The 13,829-nt window shown below is 74.8% G+C and carries 16 protein-coding genes and 1 pseudogene; 12 read left to right on the top strand and 5 right to left on the bottom strand.

Annotated features, from left to right (window positions below; all coding sequences use genetic code 11):
- Nucleotides 1-64 precede the first annotated feature (64 nt).
- Nucleotides 65-775: pseudogene (locus ACFYUY_RS21410) on the top strand (class I SAM-dependent methyltransferase); the annotation flags it as partial.
- A 75-nt stretch (nucleotides 776-850) separates the two neighbouring features.
- Here the strand turns inward: ACFYUY_RS21410 and ACFYUY_RS21405 are convergent.
- The gene (locus tag ACFYUY_RS21405; protein WP_387902781.1) at nucleotides 851-1,294 is read right to left on the bottom strand and encodes an Lrp/AsnC family transcriptional regulator; all 444 of its coding nucleotides are present in this window, start codon (nucleotides 1,292-1,294) and stop codon (nucleotides 851-853) included.
- Between the two features lie 78 nt (nucleotides 1,295-1,372).
- Between ACFYUY_RS21405 and ACFYUY_RS21400 the strand changes: the two genes are divergently transcribed.
- From ACFYUY_RS21400 to ACFYUY_RS21390, 3 genes are all read left to right on the top strand, one after another.
- A complete protein-coding gene (locus ACFYUY_RS21400; protein ID WP_387902434.1) occupies nucleotides 1,373-2,275 on the top strand; it encodes an AzlC family ABC transporter permease in 903 nt (300 codons plus the stop codon).
- Nucleotides 2,268-2,603: an AzlD domain-containing protein gene (locus ACFYUY_RS21395; protein ID WP_360210414.1), complete on the top strand. Its 336-nt coding sequence runs from the start codon at nucleotides 2,268-2,270 to the stop codon at nucleotides 2,601-2,603. Before ACFYUY_RS21400 ends, ACFYUY_RS21395 begins: the two co-directional genes overlap by 8 nt.
- 201 nt (nucleotides 2,604-2,804) lie before the next feature.
- Entirely contained in the window at nucleotides 2,805-3,176 is a 372-nt protein-coding gene (locus ACFYUY_RS21390) for a VOC family protein (RefSeq protein WP_387902778.1), read from the top strand.
- Nucleotides 3,177-3,239: 63 nt separating this feature from the next.
- Here the strand turns inward: ACFYUY_RS21390 and ACFYUY_RS21385 are convergent, their stop codons facing one another.
- The 3 genes from ACFYUY_RS21385 to ACFYUY_RS21375 all read right to left on the bottom strand — a co-directional run bounded on the left by ACFYUY_RS21385 (nucleotide 3,240) and on the right by ACFYUY_RS21375 (nucleotide 5,380).
- Entirely contained in the window at nucleotides 3,240-3,641 is a 402-nt protein-coding gene (locus tag ACFYUY_RS21385; protein ID WP_360210410.1) for a nuclear transport factor 2 family protein, read from the bottom strand.
- A gap of 139 nt (nucleotides 3,642-3,780) precedes the next feature.
- Nucleotides 3,781-4,506 (bottom strand): class I SAM-dependent methyltransferase, encoded by a 726-nt coding sequence (locus ACFYUY_RS21380; RefSeq protein ID WP_360210408.1) that lies wholly within the window; start codon nucleotides 4,504-4,506, stop codon nucleotides 3,781-3,783.
- Nucleotides 4,499-5,380: a helix-turn-helix transcriptional regulator gene (locus tag ACFYUY_RS21375; RefSeq protein ID WP_387902429.1), complete on the bottom strand. Its 882-nt coding sequence runs from the start codon at nucleotides 5,378-5,380 to the stop codon at nucleotides 4,499-4,501. Before ACFYUY_RS21375 ends, ACFYUY_RS21380 begins: the two co-directional genes overlap by 8 nt.
- A gap of 142 nt (nucleotides 5,381-5,522) precedes the next feature.
- Between ACFYUY_RS21375 and ACFYUY_RS21370 the strand changes: the two genes are divergently transcribed.
- The 6 genes from ACFYUY_RS21370 (at nucleotide 5,523) to ACFYUY_RS21345 (ending at nucleotide 9,758) form a co-directional block, all read left to right on the top strand.
- The gene (locus tag ACFYUY_RS21370; protein WP_387902426.1) at nucleotides 5,523-5,789 is read left to right on the top strand and encodes an Atu4866 domain-containing protein; all 267 of its coding nucleotides are present in this window, start codon (nucleotides 5,523-5,525) and stop codon (nucleotides 5,787-5,789) included.
- Nucleotides 5,786-6,523, top strand: a complete 738-nt coding sequence (locus tag ACFYUY_RS21365; protein ID WP_387902423.1) for an SDR family oxidoreductase — start codon at nucleotides 5,786-5,788, stop codon at nucleotides 6,521-6,523. Before ACFYUY_RS21370 ends, ACFYUY_RS21365 begins: the two co-directional genes overlap by 4 nt.
- 373 nt (nucleotides 6,524-6,896) lie before the next feature.
- Nucleotides 6,897-7,862 carry a hypothetical protein gene (locus tag ACFYUY_RS21360; RefSeq protein ID WP_387902420.1) on the top strand — a complete coding sequence of 322 codons (966 nt, stop codon included), beginning with the start codon at nucleotides 6,897-6,899 and terminating at the stop codon, nucleotides 7,860-7,862.
- Nucleotides 7,859-8,113 (top strand): hypothetical protein, encoded by a 255-nt coding sequence (locus tag ACFYUY_RS21355; RefSeq protein ID WP_387902417.1) that lies wholly within the window; start codon nucleotides 7,859-7,861, stop codon nucleotides 8,111-8,113. Before ACFYUY_RS21360 ends, ACFYUY_RS21355 begins: the two co-directional genes overlap by 4 nt.
- 267 nt (nucleotides 8,114-8,380) lie before the next feature.
- A complete protein-coding gene (locus ACFYUY_RS21350; protein ID WP_387902414.1) occupies nucleotides 8,381-8,809 on the top strand; it encodes an SRPBCC family protein in 429 nt (142 codons plus the stop codon).
- A gap of 88 nt (nucleotides 8,810-8,897) precedes the next feature.
- On the top strand, nucleotides 8,898-9,758 hold the full coding sequence (locus tag ACFYUY_RS21345) for an SMI1/KNR4 family protein (protein ID WP_387902411.1): 861 nt from the start codon (nucleotides 8,898-8,900) through the stop codon (nucleotides 9,756-9,758).
- A 31-nt stretch (nucleotides 9,759-9,789) separates the two neighbouring features.
- Here the strand turns inward: ACFYUY_RS21345 and ACFYUY_RS21340 are convergent, their stop codons facing one another.
- On the bottom strand, nucleotides 9,790-10,608 hold the full coding sequence (locus ACFYUY_RS21340; RefSeq protein WP_387902408.1) for a methyltransferase domain-containing protein: 819 nt from the start codon (nucleotides 10,606-10,608) through the stop codon (nucleotides 9,790-9,792).
- A gap of 340 nt (nucleotides 10,609-10,948) precedes the next feature.
- On the opposite strand from ACFYUY_RS21340, the gene ACFYUY_RS21335 reads away from it, so the two are divergent.
- Nucleotides 10,949-11,800, top strand: a complete 852-nt coding sequence (locus ACFYUY_RS21335) for an NPP1 family protein (protein WP_387902405.1) — start codon at nucleotides 10,949-10,951, stop codon at nucleotides 11,798-11,800.
- A 253-nt stretch (nucleotides 11,801-12,053) separates the two neighbouring features.
- Entirely contained in the window at nucleotides 12,054-13,829 is a 1,776-nt protein-coding gene (locus tag ACFYUY_RS21330; RefSeq protein ID WP_387902403.1) for an MFS transporter, read from the top strand.

Here is a 13,829-nt window from a genome sequence, read left to right as displayed (position 1 = left end):
ATCATGACGACAGTCACGGCACGCCTCCTCCTTCGGCGCGGCCGCCACCGCCTACGCCGAGCACCGCCCCGACTACGCCCGGGCCGCGGTGCACTGGGCGCTCGAAGCCGCCCCCGGCCCCCGCGTGCTCGACCTCGGCGCCGGAACCGGCAAGCTGACCGCCGTCCTGGCCGCCCTGGGCGCCGACGTCACCGCCGTCGAACCCGACCCGGCGATGCTGGCCGAGCTGCGCCGCCGCCTGCCGGACGTCCGCGCCCTGCCGGGCAGCGCGGAGGCGATCCCGCTGCCCGACGCCTCCGTCGACGCGGTGCTGGCCGGCAACGCCATGCACTGGTTCGACATGGCCGTCGCCGGGCCCGAGATCGCCCGGGTCCTCGCCCCGGGCGGCGTGCTGGCCGGCCTGTGGAACCTGATGGACGACCAGGTCCCCTGGGTCGCCGGGCTCGCCCGGGTCGCCGGGAGCGCGGCCGTCGGCCCCCGCGACACCCCCGCGAGCTGGCGCGCCGCGACGGCGCACATGCACCTGCCCGGGGCCGGCGCGCCCGCCCGGTTCGGCTCGCCGGAGCAGGCCGACTTCCCGCACGGGCAGCACCGCACCGCCGACACCCTGGTCGACACCCTCGCCACGCGCGCGGGGATGATCGTCATGCCGGAACCGGAACGGGAGGACGCCCTCGCCCGGATCCGCGCCTTCCTCGCGGACCGGCCGGAGACCGCCCACGGCGGGTTCACCCTCCCGATGCGCACCGGCGTGCTGCGCACCCGGCGGCTCTGAGGCCGCCGGCCGTCACAGCTCTGGGCCGCCGCCGACAACTGCCGGTGGGCCCGCGGCGCCGTGACGGCGGGCCCGTCAGCCGTCGCCCTTGATGATCTTCATGGTCAGGTGCGAGTCCACCCGGGCTACGGCCGGCAGCCCCATCAACCGGGCGGTGAGGAAGCTCTCGTAGGCGGCGTGGTCGGCGACCGCGACCCGGACGAAGTAGTCGGGCCGGCCGAAGAGCCGGCGGAACTCGATCACCTCCTCGTAGGAGGCCACCGTCGACTCGAACTCCTCCACCGTCTGGAGGTCGTTGACGCCGATCTCGACCGCGACCACCACGTCGAAGCCCCGCCCGGCCGCCGCCGGGTCGATCCGGGCCCGGTAACCGGCGATGATCCCGGCCTCCTCCAGCCGCTTCACCCGGCGCAGGCACGGCGGCGGGGTGAGGCCGACCCGCTTGGCCAGTTCGACGTTGGTCAGCCGGCCGTCCTGGCGCAGGTGGAACAAAATTTCACGATCGATGCCGTCCAGCATTTCTTTGTTGCTCACAGTGCTACTCCCGGGCAATGATTGGAAACCATATTACCCGGAATTCGTCCTAGAATTTCCCTCATGGATTCCGCACCAGGCGGGACGCTCACCCGTCCCGTTCCGCCGCCCCCTCCCGCCGCCGGACCGCACACCCCCGGACCGAACGCCGCCGGATCCCACGCCGACGAGCCCGACACCACCGCGCCGAGCGCCCGGGCGGACCTGGCCGCCGCGCTCCGGGACTCCAGCTCCGTCGGCCTGGGCCTGTTCCCGCTCGGCATCGCCTTCGGCGTGCTGGTCGCCCACGCGGGCCTGAGCTGGTGGTGGGCCACCGCCTTCACCGCGCTGGTCTACGCCGGGTCGCTGGAATTCCTGCTGATCGGGCTCGTCGTCGCGGTCACCCCGCTCGCCCAGATCGCCCTGACCGCGTTCCTGGTGAACTTCCGGCACGTCTTCTACGCCCTCTCCTTCCCCCTGCACCGGGTCGGCGGCCGCTTCGGCCGGGCGTACAGCACCTTCGCCATGACCGACGAGGCCTACGCCCTGACCACCGGCGAGCAGGCGCGCTCCTGGAGCGGGCGGCGCATCATCTGGCTCCAGGTGCTCTGCCAGGCCTACTGGGTCGCCGGCGGCACCGCCGGAGCCCTCTTCGGGGCGCTGGTGCCGGCGAAGCTCGTCGGCCTCGACTTCGCGCTCACCGCCCTGTTCGTCGTCCTGGCCGTCGACGCCTTCCGGGCCCGGCGCGACATCCCCACCCCGGCGCTGGCCCTGGTCTGCGCCCTCGCCGCGCGCTTCGTCCTGCCCGGCCAGATGCTGCTGGCCGCCACCGCGCTGTTCACCGCCGCCCTGCTGGCCCGCCGCGCCCTCGCCGGACGCCGCGCCCTCGCCGGACGCCGCGCCCTCGCCGGACGCCGCGGCCCCGCCGGGCACCGCACCGCAGACGGCCGCTGTACCGCCGCCGCGAAGGAGCCGACCCGTGCCTGACACGTCCTACCTGCTCGCCGCCATCGGCGTGTCCGTCGCCGTCACCTGGGGCCTGCGTGCGCTGCCCTTCGCCGCCCTCGCCCCGCTGCGGGCCAGCGCGGTGCTCCACTACCTGAGCGCCCGGATGCCGGTCGGCGTGATGGTGATCCTCACCGTCTACGCCCTGCGCGACCTCCCCCTCACCAGCCCCGTCCGGGCCGCCCCCACCCTGCTCGCCCTGGCCGCCACCCTGGGCCTGCACCTGTGGCGGCGCAACGCCGTCCTGAGCATCCTCGGCGGCACCGCCGTTCACGTCGCCCTCGCCAGCACCCTCTTCGCCCACCCCTGAGGTCGGCGGCACGCCCCGGATTTCCGCCAACCACTTTTCCCCGGAATAGGCTTGACGCCTTCGAGGAAACCTCGCCCGCCGTCCGGGGAACGCCCGCCACGCGGCGGCCGACCGGCGTATTCCGGCCCCGGAAACGCGACGACACCGCGCACAGGGAAACCGTCCGCCGCGGAACTAGAGTGACGGTCCACGGCATGCCGCATCAGTGAACTGGTCATCGACGCCGCCGATCCCGAGCGGCTCGCCGCGTTCTGGCGCGAGGTCCTCGGTTACGTCGAACTCGACCGGGACGACGACGGGAGCATCGAGATCGGCCCGCCCGGGTCCGTCCCCGGGGGCCCGCAGCCCACCCTCCTGTTCAGCCCGAGCGAGGACCCGCGCACCGGGAAGCTGCGGATGCACATCGACGTCAACGCCACCGACCGCGACCAGGACGCCGAACTCGAGCGCCTGCTCGCCCTCGGCGCCCGCCCCGTCGACATCGGCCAGAGCGGCGAGGAGAGTTGGCACGTCCTGGCCGACCCGGAGGGCAACGAGTTCTGCCTCCTGCGCACCCGGCTCAGCCCCCTGTGACGGTCGACCGTCCGGCCCGGCCGGGCGCCGCGTCGGCATCCGGCCGGGGCGCTCCCGAGGCGGTTACAGCACCTCGGCCGGGTCCGCGTGGGCGTGCATGGCGACCACCAGGCCGTCGCGCAGGGTGAAGACGTCGGCGGCGGTGATGTCCAGCGGGCTGCCGTCGGTGAGCACGCCGTGCACGTGGTGGACGATGACGACGTCCTCGCCGCGCCGGTAGGCGGTCGGCTCCGAGTGCATCTCGCCCCACATCGCGTACGAGGCGCTCAGGTACTTGTGCACGGCGTCCCGGCCCCGGTGCACGCCCCCGTTGGGGAACTCCTCGGGCTCCACCCAGTCCACGTCGGGGTGCAGGTCGGCGACGGCGGTGTCGATGTCGCCCCGGGCGTAGGCGGCGTAGGCGGCCAGCACGAGGGCGACGTCGGGATCGGTGGGGTCCGCGGGCTGCGCGGGGGAGGAGGTCATGGGCGGGACGCTATCCCGGGTGCCGCCGCCCGGCGGCGCTCGTTCGTGGCGCCGGGGAAGCGCGTCGGCCCGCCCGGCGCGGCCGGGGTTGTGGAGCCTGGCCGCACGCCCCACCAGGTTCCGCGCGCCCCACCAGGGCCTACGGGCGCCGGGCCACGAACACCAGCTCCCGCCCCGGCCGGTCCGGCGCGCCGCGCACCTCCTCCAGTACCAGGCCGGCGGCCGCCAGGTCCGCCTCGACCTCCGCCCGCTCCCGGAAGCGCAGCGTCGAGTCCGAGGTCAGCACCTGCCCGTCCGCGCCGAACACGTACGTCCAGCGGAACGCCACCAGCGGCCCGCGCACCTCGACCAGCTCCACCCAGCTCTCCACCGGCCCGGCGCCGGGGACTTCGGTGACGCGGTGGGAGCGCTCCCGGGTCCACTCCTCCCAGGCCCGGGCCGCCGGATCGCGGGTCTCGAACACCAGGCGCCCGCCGGGGCGCAGCGCCTCCCGGGCTCCCCGCAGGGTGCGCCGCCAGGCGGGCGGGTCGGCGATCGCCTGGGCGACGTTGGCCGTCATCGTCGCCAGGTCGACGGCTGGCGGCGGCAGATCGTCGGCGTCGCCGTGGATCCAGCGCACCCGGTGGCCGCCCGGTTTGGCCCTGGCCACGTCGATGGACGCCGCGGCCGGATCGACCCCGGTCACCTCGATGCCGCGCCCGGCCAGCAGCAGTGCGAACACCCCGGTGCCGCAGCCGATGTCCAGGACCCGACGCGCGCCGAACTCCTCCACCATCAGCAGGTAGGCGTCCAGGTCGGTGCGGTCGGGGTCGAGGGCGTCGTGGACGGCGGCGAGCCGCGGGTGCCCGAAGCACTCGTCAGCCATGCGAACGGCCTTGGGCCTCCCCGGCGGTGGCCCGGGCCTGCCCGGAGGTGGCCCGGGCCGAGGTGGCGTGGAGGGAGCCGAGCAGGGCGAGGGCCCGGGCGCTGGGGCTGCCGGGTTCAGCCTGGTAGACGACGAGTTGCTGGCCGGGTGCGTCGCGCACGTCGAAGGCCTGGTAGGTGAGGGTGAGCGGGCCGACGTCCGGGTGCAGGAAGTGCTTGGCCTCCTGGGTCTTGCCGCGTACGGTGTGGGACTCCCACAGGCGGGTGAAGTCGGTGCTGTGCGCGGTGAGGGTGCGGACGAGCTCCTGCAGCCGGGGGCTGCCGGGGTCGAGCCCGGCGGCCTGCCGCAGGTGGCCGACGACGGCCTGGGCGGTGTGGCCCCACCGTTCGTAGAACTGCCGGCCCGCCGGGTCGAGGAAGACCATCGAGGCGAGGTCGTCCATCCGCTCGAAGGGCGAGTGCAGGGCCTCGGCCAGGGCGTTGGCCGCCAGGACGTCCAGGGTCCGGTTGACGACGAACGCGGGGGCGGCCGGGTATCCGTCCAGTAGTTGGCGCAGGGCGGGGCTGACCAGGTCCGTGGTGTGGGCGAACCGGTTGCCCGGCACCGTCTCCGCCACCTGGTGCAGGTGCGCCTGCTCGTCCGGGCCCAGCTGCAGGGCGCGGCCGAGCGCGTCGATGACCTGGGCCGAGGGGTGGCGTTCGCGGCCCTGTTCCAGGCGGGTGTAGTAGTCCGCGTTCACCCCGGCCAGGACGGCGACCTCCTCCCGGCGCAGTCCGGCGACCCTGCGCATCCCGTGGCTCACCACACCCGCGTCCTGCGGCCGCAGGGCCGCACGGCGGGCGCGCAGGAACTCTCCCAGCTGGTTGTCCGTCACGCCCCCACCCTAGGGTCCCTCTCCGTGCCCTGCCCGGGTGCACCGCACCCAGGCGGGGCGCGTCCTGGCCGGTCGTTTCCGGCGTGCCCAGACTCGGTGGCGCGGGAACGGTTCCGCACGCAGTGACGAAGGGAGTCCGTCCTTGACGGGCAGCACCGAGCAGGGCGGTGTCGACGTGGTCGGCACATGGGTGACGGCGGACGGGTACATCCGCCAGGAGCTGCGGGCCGACGGCCGCTACGACGAGGCCCGCGGCAGCCGCCGCCACGCCTACACGGGCCGCTACACGCTCACCGGCCACCACCTCGACTACGTCGACGACACCGGGTTCACCGCCACGGGCGACATCCGGGACGGGGTCCTCCACCACGAACACCTCGTGCTCCACCGAGAGGAGAAGCAGGCATGACGCAGGACAGGGACAAGGTCGTCCTGGTCACCGGGGCGAGCAGCGGGATCGGGGAGGCCACCGCGCGCCGCCTCGCCGCCGACGGCCACCGCCTGCTCCTCGGCGCCAGGCGCGCCGACCGCCTCGCCGCGCTGGCCGGCGAGCTCGAAGCCGCGGGCGGCACCGCGGCGTTCCGGCGCCTGGACGTCACGGACGCCGCCGACGTCCGGGCCTTCGTGTCCGAGGCCCGCAGCCGTTACGGCCGGGTGGACGTGTTGGTCAACAACGCCGGGGTGATGCCGCTCTCGCCCCTGGAAGCGCTGCGGACCGACGAGTGGGACCGCATGATCGACGTGAACCTGCGGGGAGTCCTGCACGGCATCGCCGCCGCGCTGCCCGTGATGCGGGCCCAGGGCGGCGGGCACCTGGTGAACGTCGCGTCCGTCGGCGCGTACGAGGTCTCTCCCACCGCCGCCGTCTACTGCGCCACCAAGTTCGCCGTGCGCGCGATCACCGAGGGGCTGCGCCAGGAGTGCGGCGGGGACATCCGGGTCACCCTCGTCTCTCCCGGCGTGACGGAGTCCGAGCTCGCCGACGGCATCGCCGACCCCACCGCCCGGGAGGCCATGCGGACGTACCGCGCCGTGGCCCTGCCCGCGTCCGCCGTCGCGGACGCCATCGCCTACGCCGTCTCCCGGCCCCGGGAGGTCGACGTCAACGAGCTCGTCGTCCGCCCCACGGCGAGCGCCCAGTGAGCGCTGGCGGCTACGGGCCGGTCGGGGTGCCGAGCGTCGCGGCACCTTAGGGCGTGTCTTTCGGATCACGCCAGGCGGTCGCCGCCGGGGCACGCACCTCGCCGGCTTCTCGTCAGTCGCCGATGCTCCGCATGGACTCCCTCCTCGGCGCCGCCGATGCACGCACCCCAACGACGCCCGCTGATCCGACGTGATCCGAAAGACACGCCCTAGGCGGGCCGTTCCGCGGGGGTCCGGGGGCGGCCGGCGCGGGCATACTGACCGGGCCGTCCGGCACGGCGGGGGATCAGGAACCGACTCAGCGTCAGTTCCGCTTGTCTGGCGGCGAGTTGATCGTGCGATGTCAGCCGTCATCGAGCCCGAGGAGCCCCCCTTGCCCGACCAGACGCCGAGACCCGGCGAGAAGCCCGGCGCCGCGCCCGACCCCGCCCAGGAGGCCTTCGAGCAGTGCACCCGGCTGGTGCTCGCAGGCCGGTACGAGGAGGCGCTGGCGGCCACCGACGAGGCCGCGCGGCTCCTGCGGGGCCGGCTCGCCGGGGCGAGGGGCGCTGCGGCCCGGGGTGCCGCCGCCACGCTCGCCTACGTGCTGGTGCTCCGCTGCGAGGCGCTGTCCAAGCTGGCGCGGTGGGAGGAGTGCCTGGCCACCGCCTCGGAGGCGGTGGCGCTGGGCCGGGGCCGGCAGACCGACGCGCCCTTCGCCGCGCCGCTGGGCGCCACGCTGCTGGGGCTCGGCACCGCCCTGTGGGGGCTGGGGCGTCCGCAGGAGGCGGTGACGGTGACCGGCGAGGCCGTCGGCCTGTACCGCAGGCTGTCCCGCGCGGACGCCGCCTACCGCCCGCAACTGGCCAACGCGCTCAGCCAGTTCGGCGTGGTGCTGTCCCGGCTCGGGCGGTACGCCGAGGCGTTGAAGGTCACCCGGGAGTCCGTGGTGCTGATGCGCCGGCTGGCCGCGGCGGACCCGGTGGCCCACACGCCCGGGCTGGCCCAGGCCGTGAACAACCTGGCCCGCCGCCAGTCGGCCCGCAACCAGCACCCCGGGCGCTCAGGAGCGCCCACGAGGCCGTGGCGCTCTACCGGCGGCTGGCGCAGACGAACCCGGCGGTGCACCGGCGGGACCTCGCGATGGGGCTCGGCAACCTGGCCAGGATGCACGACACCCGGCAGGGGGCGCTGGCCGCGGTGGAGGAGTCGGTCGCCATCCTCGAGGAGCTGGACCGGGCCGAACCCGGCGCCCACGGCGCACTGCTCGCAGATTCGCTGTCCCTGCTCGCGGCGGCGCTGGCAGACCTGGGGAGGTTCGGCGAGGCGGCCCGGGTCACCACCCGGGCGCTGGCGATGATGCGCGAGCAGGCGGCGCTCAACCCGGTGGCCCGCCGCGGCGACCTCGCGCTGGCCCTGGCCTTCCACGCCCGGGTTCGGGCCGAGGCCGGGACCGACCTCGCCGAGGCCCTGGCCGCCGCCACGGAGTCCCTCGGCCTGATGCGCGGGCTCGCGGCCGAGATCCCCCGGCTCTACGGCTCCCCGCTCGCCGAGGTCACCGCCCTGGAGGCCCGCCTGCGCTCGATGGCGGGGCCCCCGGAGCGCGGGTAGCGAACCCCCGGCCCGCCCGGGGCGCCCGCCGGCCCGGACCTCGGCCGGTTCACCGCGCAGGGGCACCGGCGGGCGCCGGGGCGGGCCGATCGGGCCGGGGGCCGGGCGCGCCGGTTGCCGCCGTCCGGCGCAGGGCCCAGATTGGCAGGGGCGGCGCCGTCCGCGGCCCCGGGGCCCCTGGTCCCGTGCGACGGGCCGACCGGGCCGCCCGGAGGGCCGATGCGGCCCGCCCCGGTCCGGCCCGGACGAACGTGAAGAGGTGCGGCGATGAGCATGGTGGAGGAGTCGATCGACGTGGACGTGCCGGTCCGCGTCGTCTACGACCAGTGGGCGACCTTCGAGGAGTTCCCCGAGTTCATGGAGGGCGTGGAGGAGGTCCGGCAGCTGGACGACCAGCACGCCCACTGGCGGACCAAGATCGCCGGTCTGGCCCGGGAGTTCGACACCGAGATCGTCGAGCGGGTGCCCGATGCGCGGGTCGCCTGGCGCACCACCGGCGAGAGCGTGAAGCACACCGGCACGGTCGACTTCGAGGCGCTCGGCGCGGACCGCACCCGGGTGCGGATGACCATGGTCTTCCACCCCACCGGCCTGGCCGAGAAGGCCGCCGACAAGCTGGGCGTGCTCGACCGCCAGGTGCGCGGTGACCTGCGCCGCTTCAAGACCTTCGTCGAGGACCGCGCCACCGGGAGCTGACGCGGGCCGCGGCAGGACCGGGGCCCGCGGTGTCGTACGGCCGGAGTAGCTTCGACCCCGATACCGAACGAACCGGGGGGCCGACCGCATGACCGACCAGACCACCACGACCACCGCGACCGCACCCGCCGTGGGCACCGCCTCCGCGACCGCGACCGCACCCGCCGTGGGCACCGCCTCCGCGACCGCGGCCCGACTGCACCGGCTGGCCGAGGCCTCCGGCGGGCTGGTGGCCCTCGACCCGGGCATCGACGACGCCCGGATGGACGCCTGGCCCGTCCCGGTGCCCGAGGAGGTCCGGGCCCTGCTGCGCTCGGTCGGCGGGGTGCGCGTCACCGTCAGCCGCTCCGCCGTGAACGGCCACGAGTCCCACGAGCACGTCGACCTCGACCACGCCTACAACCGCGGCCGGTACGCCAACGCCGACGTCAGCTGGTACCAGGACCACGCCGGCGGGGTCGGCACCCACTGGTTCGTCCACACCGACCACGGCGACGGCCACACCTACGTGGACGTCGACCCGCGCACCGGGGCCTGGGGCCCGGTGTTCCGGTTCTGGGACGCCGCCGACACCGACCGCATGGCACCCTCCCTGACCGCCTGGCTCGACCACCTGGCCGACTGCCTGGAACAGGCCCTCGCCGCCACCGGCACCAGGGGTACCGCGGCCGACGTCGGAGCCTTCGGCCGCCGGTTCGGGGACCTGTGGCCCGACGGCGACCGGCGCACCACCAGCGTCGAGGACGTCACCGCGGCCCGGCTGCGCACGAGCGGCGACGACGTGCTGCGCGCGGCCGCGGAGGGCCTGCCCGACGACGCCAGGCTGGCCGACCTGCGCTCCGTCACCGGCCGCGCCGCCGTCGACTTCTGGGCGATCGGCGCGACCTGCCGCTACGCCCGCCTGGCCGGCGGGGGAGTGCTGGTGGCCCTGCCCTGGGACGGCGAGTAGCCCGACCACGGCCCGGGCGGGCAGCCGCCGGTCAGCGCGGCCGGTGGGCGACGGCGGCGAACATCGTCACCGACAGGTGGCAGGCACCCTGCTCGGCGGCGGCGGTGAGGCCGGCGTGCAGGCGGTCGCGCTGCTCCTCGGTGACCAGGCCCCGCCCGACGGCCGCCGCGCCGAGCGCGCGGACGATCGGCCAGGCGACGGCGTGCGGGTCCTGCAGGAGGACGTCGGCGCCGAGCTCGTCGACGCTCAGGCCGGCCGCGCTCAGCCAGCCGGCCAGGCGGCGTCCGGCGTCCGGGGTGGCGGCGGTGGCCCGGGTGACGGCGGCCAGCGCCGGGCGGACCTCCGAGTCGGCCGGGTGGAGCACGAAGGTGGACCAGTCGGTGTCCAGCAGGGCGACCCGGCCGCCGGGGCGCAGGACCCGCGCGATCTCGGCGACGGCCCGCGCCGGGTCGGTCAGGTGCTGGAGGACGCGCTCGCACCAGACCACGTCCTGGTCGGCGTCGGGCAGCGGCAGCGCGAGCGCGTCGCCGTCGAGGAACCGGGCCGGGGAGGCGTCGACGGCGGCCCGCTGCAGGGCGACGGCGCGCAGTCCGGGGTTGGGTTCGACGCCGGTCGCCTCGCCGCCCGGGGCGACGGCCGCCGCGAGCACCCGGGTCTCCGAGCCGGTGCCCGAACCGACGTCCAGCGCCCGCTCACCGGGGCGCGCGCCCAGCCGCGCGTGCGCCCACTCCCGCAGTCTCCGCACACCGGGGTTGGCGGCCTGGACGTCCAGCGCGGCGACCATCCGGTCCGTGACCGCGGGGTCGGTGTTGGCCGCGTGGAAAGCCGAGGTGGGGCGCGGGTCGGTCATGGCCCCCACTGTAGGCAGCCACCCGGGCCCGCCGCCCGCTGCGCCGCGGTGAGTCGGTGAGCCGCCGTGAGTCGGTGAGCCAGGGCATCCATGGTGGCCGGTGGCCAGGAGTGGGCCGGGGCTCCTGTCGTTGACGGCGGTTGACTGCCCGTCGCCGGAACGTCGCCGGAACGTCGGCGGAACGTCGGCGGAGCCGTCCGGACCGCGTGACTGCGTAACTCACCGATTTCCTTGCGTCATTTGACGGATCCGCAGGTCCGGACCAAGCCGCCAGGATCGTCGTCGGTGCGCCCGCCACCGCGCGGGACGGCCGCACCGACGACCAGGAAAGCAGGCGAAGATGAAAGACCTCCTGACACGCGGCCGCGCCGCCACGCAGGCGGACACCGCGTCCGGGACGACCCGCGCCACCCGGGTCCGTCGCCGGGTCGCCACGCTCGTCGGCGCCGGCGCCCTGGCCCTCACCCTGCCCGGGCCGGTCGCCCAGGCGGACTCGCTGCCGAACCTGCCGCAGCGGGCCGGCGGCTACGAGGCGTCCTTCTCGCCCGCCTACGACTACGACACCGACGGCTGCTACGCGGTCGCCGCCATCGCCCCGGACGGCACCCTCAACCCGGGCCTGAAGCTGGGCGGCGACGTCAACGGGAACTGCCGCGACAAGTCCGACCTGGACCGCTCGCAGACCTACGCCCGTTCCAAGTGCAACAACGGCTGGTGCGCCATCGTGTACGCCAGCTACTTCGAGAAGGACCAGACGCAGAACGGCGGCGCGGGCGGCCACCGCCACGACTTCGAGCACGTCGTCTCGTGGGTCAACCAGTCGTCCAACCAGGTCGAGTTCCTGACCGTCACCCAGCACAACAGCCAGCACACCTACCCGCGTTCGTCGGTGCGCTTCGACGGCAGCCACCCGAAGGTCGTCTACCACAAGGACGGCGGCACGGGCGGCCCGGGCAGCCACCTCTTCCGGCTCGCCAACGGCAACGACGAGCCGCCGGAGAACCACTACCACAACTGGCGCCAGCCCCCCATCGTCGACTGGAACGGCTGGCCCAGCACCTGGCTGCGCGACCGCCTCAACAACGCGGACTTCGGATCGGCGACCATCAAGACCACCGACAAGGACGACCGCTTCCGCAACCTGCTCAACGCCTCGAAGCCCGGCGGCATCCCGTTCAACCCCTGGGCCTGACGCCGCGGCCGCCCCGCGCACGTCCAGATGCGGGCCCGGTGACCCCCGTGCACCGGGCCCGCACCGTCCGTCCCCGGGTTCGTCCCCGGGCCCGGGGACGGGGACGGGATCCGGGCGGGCCGGGCCGCGTTCGAGTGCCTTTCTAGCAGCCCCCGCGACCCTTGTGTCCGGGCACCCGCCAGGAGGATGGTTTGCTAGTAGCAACTAACTATTTCAGGCGTTCCAGGAAACCTCACCCGGGCGGAGTGGTGGCATGCCGGCGGTCCCGCAGGAACACCCGCGCCACGAGCGGGAGAACCCGAGCCACGAGCAGGAGGACCCGCGCTACAAGTGGGTCGCGCTGTCGAACACCACCCTGGGCACGCTGGTCGCGACCATCAACAGCTCGATCGTGCTGATCTCGCTGCCCGCGATCTTCAACGGCATCGGCCTCGACCCGCTGCAGCCCGGCAACGTCAGCTACCTGCTCTGGATGCTGATGGGCTACCTCCTGGTCACCGCCGTGCTGGTGGTCACCCTCGGACGCCTCGGGGACATCCACGGCCGGGTGCGGATCTACAACGCCGGCTTCCTGCTCTTCACCCTCACCTCCGTCGCCCTCTCCCTCGACCCCGTCTCCGGCGGCGGCGGCGCGCTCTGGCTGATCCTGTGGCGGGTCGCCCAGGCCGTCGGCGGATCGATGCTGATGGCCAACTCGGCGGCGATCATCACCGACGCCTTCCCCGCCCGCCAGCGCGGCATGGCCCTGGGCGTCAACGTCGTCGCGGCCATCGCCGGATCCTTCATCGGCCTGGTGCTCGGCGGCGTCCTCGCCGAGTGGAACTGGCGCTCGATCTTCTGGGTCAACGTCCCGATCGGCCTGCTGGGCACCGCCTGGGCCTACCGCTCGCTGCGCGACACCGGCGTGCGCCGCCCGGCCCGCATCGACTGGTGGGGCAACCTCACCTTCGCCGTCGGCCTGACCGCCCTGCTCGCCGCCATCACCTACGGCATCCAGCCCTACGGCGGCCGCACCATGGGCTGGACCAACCCGTGGGTGCTGGCCGGCCTGATCGGCGGCACCGCCGTCCTCGCCCTCTTCTGCCTGGTCGAACTCCGCGCCCCCGAACCGATGTTCCCGCTGCGCCTGTTCCGCGACCGCGCCTTCACCGGCGGCAACGCGGCCACCCTGTTCGGCTCCGTCGCCCGCGGCGGCCTGCAGTTCATGCTGATCATCTGGCTGCAGGGGATCTGGCTGCCGCTGCACGGCTACCAGTACGAGGACACCCCGCTGTGGGCGGGCATCTACATGATCCCGCTGACCATCGGCTTCCTGATCGCCGGCCCGCTCGCCGGCCACCTCTCCGACAAGCACGGCGCCCGGCTGTACGCGGCCGCCGGCCTGGCGGTCATGGCCCTGTCCTTCGGCGGCCTGCTGCTCCTGCCCACCGACTTCGGCTACGGCTGGTTCGCCCTGCTGATCCTCCTCAACGGCCTGGGCGGCGGCCTGTTCGCCGCCCCGAACACCGCGCTGATCATGTCCAGCGTCCCGGCCGACGCCCGCGGCGCCGCCTCCGGCATGCGCGCCACCTTCCAGAACGCCGGGATGGTGCTGTCGATCGGCGTGTTCTTCTCCCTGATGGTCGCCGGCCTGTCCAGCTCGCTGCCCCACGGACTGGACACCGGCCTCACCGCGCAGGGCGTCCCGGCCCCCGCCGCGCACACGATCGCCGCCCTGCCCCCGGTCGGCACCCTGTTCGCGGCCTTCCTCGGCTACAACCCGGTCCGCGAACTCCTCGGCCCCGACCTGCTCGGCCACCTCCCGACGGCCAACGCCCAGACCCTCACCGGGCGCCAGTTCTTCCCCCAGCTGATCGCCGGCCCCTTCCACGACGGCCTGGTGGTGGTGTTCTGGTTCGCCATCGCGCTCTCCCTCGCCGGCGCCGCCGCCTCCCTGATCCGCGCCCGTCCCGCCGAGGCCGCCCCGCCGGCCGGTACGGTGAAGCAAACGCCCGCCCCGGCGCGGACCGGCACCGACCCGCGCACCTGA

This window comes from Kitasatospora sp. NPDC004745 (assembly GCF_042873275.1).
Taxonomy (GTDB): domain Bacteria; phylum Actinomycetota; class Actinomycetes; order Streptomycetales; family Streptomycetaceae; genus Kitasatospora.
Note: the sequence above shows the minus strand (reverse complement) of the source record. Positions and strands in the feature narration are given on the sequence as shown.